At 36.8% G+C, this 5266-nt stretch carries 1 protein-coding gene and 2 pseudogenes; all 3 read left to right on the forward strand.

Annotated elements, in window-relative coordinates:
* Nucleotides 1–1713 (forward strand): type VI secretion system baseplate subunit TssF (locus ACGHIN_RS16360; RefSeq protein WP_390455987.1); only part of this gene is annotated, 1713 nt, incomplete at its 5' end.
* Between the two features lie 234 nt (nt 1714–1947).
* Nucleotides 1948–4779, forward strand: a pseudogene (uvrA, locus tag ACGHIN_RS16365) (excinuclease ABC subunit UvrA).
* A gap of 260 nt (nt 4780–5039) precedes the next feature.
* Nucleotides 5040–5266 (forward strand): annotated as a pseudogene (locus tag ACGHIN_RS16370) (hypothetical protein); the annotation flags it as partial.

The raw sequence follows: 5266 nt of genomic DNA on the forward strand, positions 1-5266 counted from the left end.
GTTAATGCCCGTATTTTAGAGAAACTTGCAAAGCTTCTTACCCCGTCTATTTATACCCATCCTATTCCTGCTCACGCAGTAGCTTTTATATCTCCTTATGAATCTTCGGAAATCTTATTGGATCATACGGAATTTTTCTTCAGAAAGCAGATGACGTCCACTATAAAATCAGAATCGGATAAGCAGATTAATATTCCTTTTACCCCTGTGGGAAATGTAAGGATCAATAAAATGCAAACTTCCGTTATGTTTGTAGGAAACACCTGCTATAGCATTGATGACAGGCTGAATAAAATTCCTGTAGCTAGATTTCAGGGAAGGCCGGAAGATTATAGGAAGATTACCATAGGAATCAATGTCACTAAATATGCCAGTGAAAATTTTCCGAAAAAGATCAGCATATTTTGCTCAAATCCTGCATATGAGCACTTGGATTTTGTATATAAGTTATTGCCTTATATTACAGTGAACAGTAACGGCAATCCTTTGTTTGTAAAAGAAGGCATCACCTATCTTAAGAATGATCAGTCAGAAGGATATGAGCAGATGTTCCGCGAGCAATCCATCAAAACAAAGACGATAGAAGATATTAAAAGCATTTATCATCATAAGTTTATAGAAATTACCGGAATATCAGATACTTTGATTTCGGATGCCGGAAAACTTCCCGAAAATCTGGATTTTCTTAATGGAAAAGACGAGATTGCCAAAAATATAGATGGTAAACGTTATCTATGGCTTACTTTCGAATTCCCACCGCAATTTTCTGCAGAAATACTGGATAACTTTTCATTTGTTCTGAATGCTTTCCCGATTTACAACAGAGGCTGGAAGAAAACAGAATACAGCTTGGATATCATGGGAAATAATATTCCTCTTGTGACAGACGAGGGGGAACACTTCCTGTATGTGGATGAAGTTCAGGACGGAGAAGGAAGAATCTATACAGAAATCCCTTTTACGCCAAGTGATGATCTTAAAAAAGGGTTATATACGGTAAGAAAAGGCGGAATGGAGCGTTTTACAAACAGAAATGCCGTAGATATGATCGCCAATGTGCTGGAACTGACGCGGGATGAGATTGCAGCCTTTTCCTTATTAAACAGAGATAATGTAAAAAGTATCCTGAGCGAAATGTCCGATAAGATGAAGACAATGGTGCAAAAGGTGAATAATGCCAAAAGGAACATCAGGCAGGAACTGAATTATGTGATTATGGAGCCCGTTGAAAAGACTGACCATACGTATGCCTCATTTTGGGTTACCCATTGTACTCTGGCCAATCATATGCGTCCCGGAACGGAGCTTTCTAATCAATTGAAATCCCAGTCTTTAGTATTGCTTACTGAAACCATTGGTGGAGCTGAGGAACAAAAAGGAACAGACAGCATTCAGGCCTATAAATATGCACTCACCACAAGAGACAAGATCATTTCCCTGGAAGATGTAAAAAATTATTGCAGGATGGTTCTGAAAGATGAGCTTAAGGACGTAAGGGTAAAAAGAGGGACTATGATTAGCAATAAGCCGAAAGAAGGATTTGTACGGACAGTTGAAGTGGAAATCATTCCTCATAATTATGCATTTTACGGAAGAGCCTATTGGGAAAATATTGCAAATATTCTTAGAAACCAGATTATATCCAAAGCGATCGACGGAATAGAATACCAGGTAAAGGTGAGTAATGAGGATACAGATTTTTCTGAAAATTAAAATTGAAATAAATAGGACCGGTAATTTTACTGGTCTTTTTTTATAAATTAAAAATTTTCAGATATTTCGACTTCGCTCAACATGACATGTAGACAATTAAACTCATTTGATCTTAAATAAGGCGCCATTTTTATTCATTAAAAACATCAACTTTTATAATTTCTTTGGCTAAGAAAATTCCATAAAATTCCGTAATTTTGCACATCGTGATTTTCAGGCAGATCACACCGAATTATGAGTAAATCAACAGAATATATAGAAGTTTACGGAGCTCGTGAACACAATCTTAAAAACATTAACGTCAAAATTCCACGTAATGAACTGGTGGTGATTACCGGACTTTCGGGAAGCGGAAAATCTTCACTGGCCTTTGATACCATTTTTGCGGAGGGACAGCGCCGTTATATTGAAACATTTTCAGCGTATGCCCGCCAGTTTTTAGGAGGATTAGAACGTCCGGATGTCGATAAGATTGAAGGTCTTTCTCCGGTTATTGCAATCGAGCAGAAAACCACCAATAAAAATCCACGTTCAACAGTGGGTACTGTTACGGAATTATACGATTTCCTTCGTCTGTTATATGCAAGGGTATCTGATGCGTATTCACTTTCCACGGGGAAAAAACTTGTAAGTTATACGGAGGAACAAATTCTTGAAACCATCAAGGAAAACTATAAAGGCGAAAAAATAATGCTGTTGGCTCCTGTGGTAAGGTCAAGAAAAGGACATTATCATGAGCTTTTTGTTCAGATGGCCAAAAAAGGGTACGGACAGGCAAGAATTGACGGGGAATTGCAGGATATTGAATATGATCTGAAGCTGGACCGTTATAAAACCCACGACATCGATATTGTAATCGACCGTTGGATCATTGGAGAAAATGCCTCTGAAAGCAGAATGGAAAAATCGTTGAGAACAGCGATGGAAATGGGAGAGGGGATCATCGGAATTCAAAAGTTGGGCGGAACAGATATTGAATATTTTTCCAAAAACCTGATGGATGCGGAAACCGGTCATTCATTGGCATTACCGGAACCCAATACATTTTCCTTCAATTCGCCAAAAGGAAGCTGCCCGAGCTGTAAGGGATTGGGAACAATCAAGAAAATCAATACTGACTATTTCATTGATAATCCAAAGCTTTCCATTAACCAGGGCGGTTTATTGCCTTTGGAAGATATTAAATCGAATAAATGGATTCTTTCACAGATTAAAAGCATCCTTGAAATCTTTGGCTTAGGTTTAACGACGCCGATGAAAGATATCCCGGAAGAAGCATTGGATTATATCTATAACGGATGTCATAAAGAGTTTAATAAAGACCTTAAATATGCAGGAATTACCAAAAAGATAAAAATCAGTTTTGATGGGTTGATTCCGTTTATGGAAGAAATTATTGATGAAAGGGAATCTTATGAAGCTATTTTGCTGGAAAGACACTTCACTACGGAAGAAGTTTGCCCGGAATGTAACGGAAGCCGTCTTCAAAATTCCAGTTTAAGCTTTAAAATCGATGGTAAAAATATAGCAGAAGTTAATGCATTAAGTTTAGCAGATCTGAAAGAATGGCTGATTGATGTTAAAGATAAATTCTCTGAGAAAAATAAAATCATTGCTCATGAAATTTTAAAGGAAATTGAAACCCGCCTTCAGTTCTTATTGGATGTAGGGTTGGATTATTTGAGCCTGAGCAGAAGCTCCAAAACACTTTCGGGAGGTGAATCACAGAGAATCCGTTTGGCAACTCAAATAGGGTCACAGCTTGTGAATGTGTTATATATTCTTGATGAACCTAGTATCGGATTGCATCAAAGGGATAACGAAAGACTCATCAATTCTTTGAAAAATCTTCGTGATATCGGGAATTCCGTGTTGGTGGTAGAACATGACAAAGATATGATCCTGGAAGCCGATGAGGTATTGGATATTGGTCCGAGAGCCGGAAAATTCGGTGGAGAAATTCTATGGCAGGGAAAACCAAAAGACCTGTTGAAAGCCGATACCATTACGGCTCAATACATCAATGGCGAAAGAAAAATTGAAATTCCGGCAGAAAGAAGAGCCGGAAACGGTAAAAATATACTTTTAAAAGGAGCTACAGGAAATAACCTTAAGAATGTAACCCTTGATATTCCTTTAGGAAAACTGGTGGTGGTTACCGGAATTTCAGGAAGCGGAAAATCTTCCCTGATCAACGGAACTTTATACCCGATCTTAAATAAACATTTTTACAGAGCGGTTCAGGAACCTTTGCCATATAAAAAAATTGAAGGTCTTGAAAACATTGATAAAATTGTCGATGTAGACCAAACTCCGATCGGGAGAACGCCACGTTCCAATCCTGCTACTTATACAGGAATGTTTACGGACATCAGAAACCTTTTTGCAGAATTGCCGGAAAGTAAAATCCGTGGGTATAAGCCGGGAAGATTCTCTTTTAATGTGAAAGGAGGAAGATGTGAAACCTGCCAGGGAGGAGGTTTAAAAGTCATTGAAATGAACTTTTTACCGGATGTATATGTTCATTGCGAAACATGCAACGGGAAACGTTTCAACAGGGAAACTCTTGAAGTCCGTTATAAAGGAAAATCCATTTCCGATGTACTGGATATGACCATTGATGAAGCAGTAGAATTCTTTCAGCCTATTCCTAAGATTTTTGCTAAAGTCAAAACGTTACATGATGTAGGTTTAGGATATATTACATTGGGACAGCAATCCACCACACTTTCAGGAGGAGAAGCACAACGTATCAAGCTGGCTACAGAATTGTCTAAAAGACAAACAGGAAACACCCTTTATATTCTTGATGAACCTACTACAGGACTTCATTTCGAGGACGTGAAAATTTTGATGGATGCTATTAATCAGTTAGTAGACTTAGGAAATTCATTTATCATTATTTAGCATAATATGGATGTGATTAAACTAGCCGATCATATTATAGATGTAGGACCGGAAGGAGGAAAACATGGTGGACAAATTGTGGCACAGGGAACTCCGGAGGAAATTGTGAAGTCTAAAAAGAGTTTGACCGGGAAATTTTTGAAGAGAGAGCTGGAATAGAACTCATCTTACTGGTAGAACTCAATTAATATTATAGTCTAATAAAGGCCAAACTAGTAAAAGTTTGGCCTTTATTAGAATTAATATATCCATTCAATGTTAATTTTTCAATTATTTTATTATTTAACTATTTAATAGTCAGTTGATTATATTTTAATGTTAACTCAATGTTAACTTAATATTAATTTAATGTAAATTATTTTTATTATCTTTGAGTAAGACATACGAAAAAATAATATCTAATTTAAAACCAAATAGTTATGAAAAATATAATTCAAATGTGGATGGCTTCCCTTTTTATTTGTGGATTTGTAGCAATTGGTACTACTGCAAAAGCACAGGAAACCTCAATGAATGTTATTCAGGAAGTGGAAATTAATAAAAATGAAACTCTTGATGAGATCAGAGAACTTTTAATGTATAATTTTGATTTTACAAATCCGGATTTAAAGCAGGGTATCGTGGACTCAGAAGTTAAATTTGAGAT

Source organism: Chryseobacterium barbadense (assembly GCF_042849955.1).
GTDB lineage: Bacteria > Bacteroidota > Bacteroidia > Flavobacteriales > Weeksellaceae > Chryseobacterium.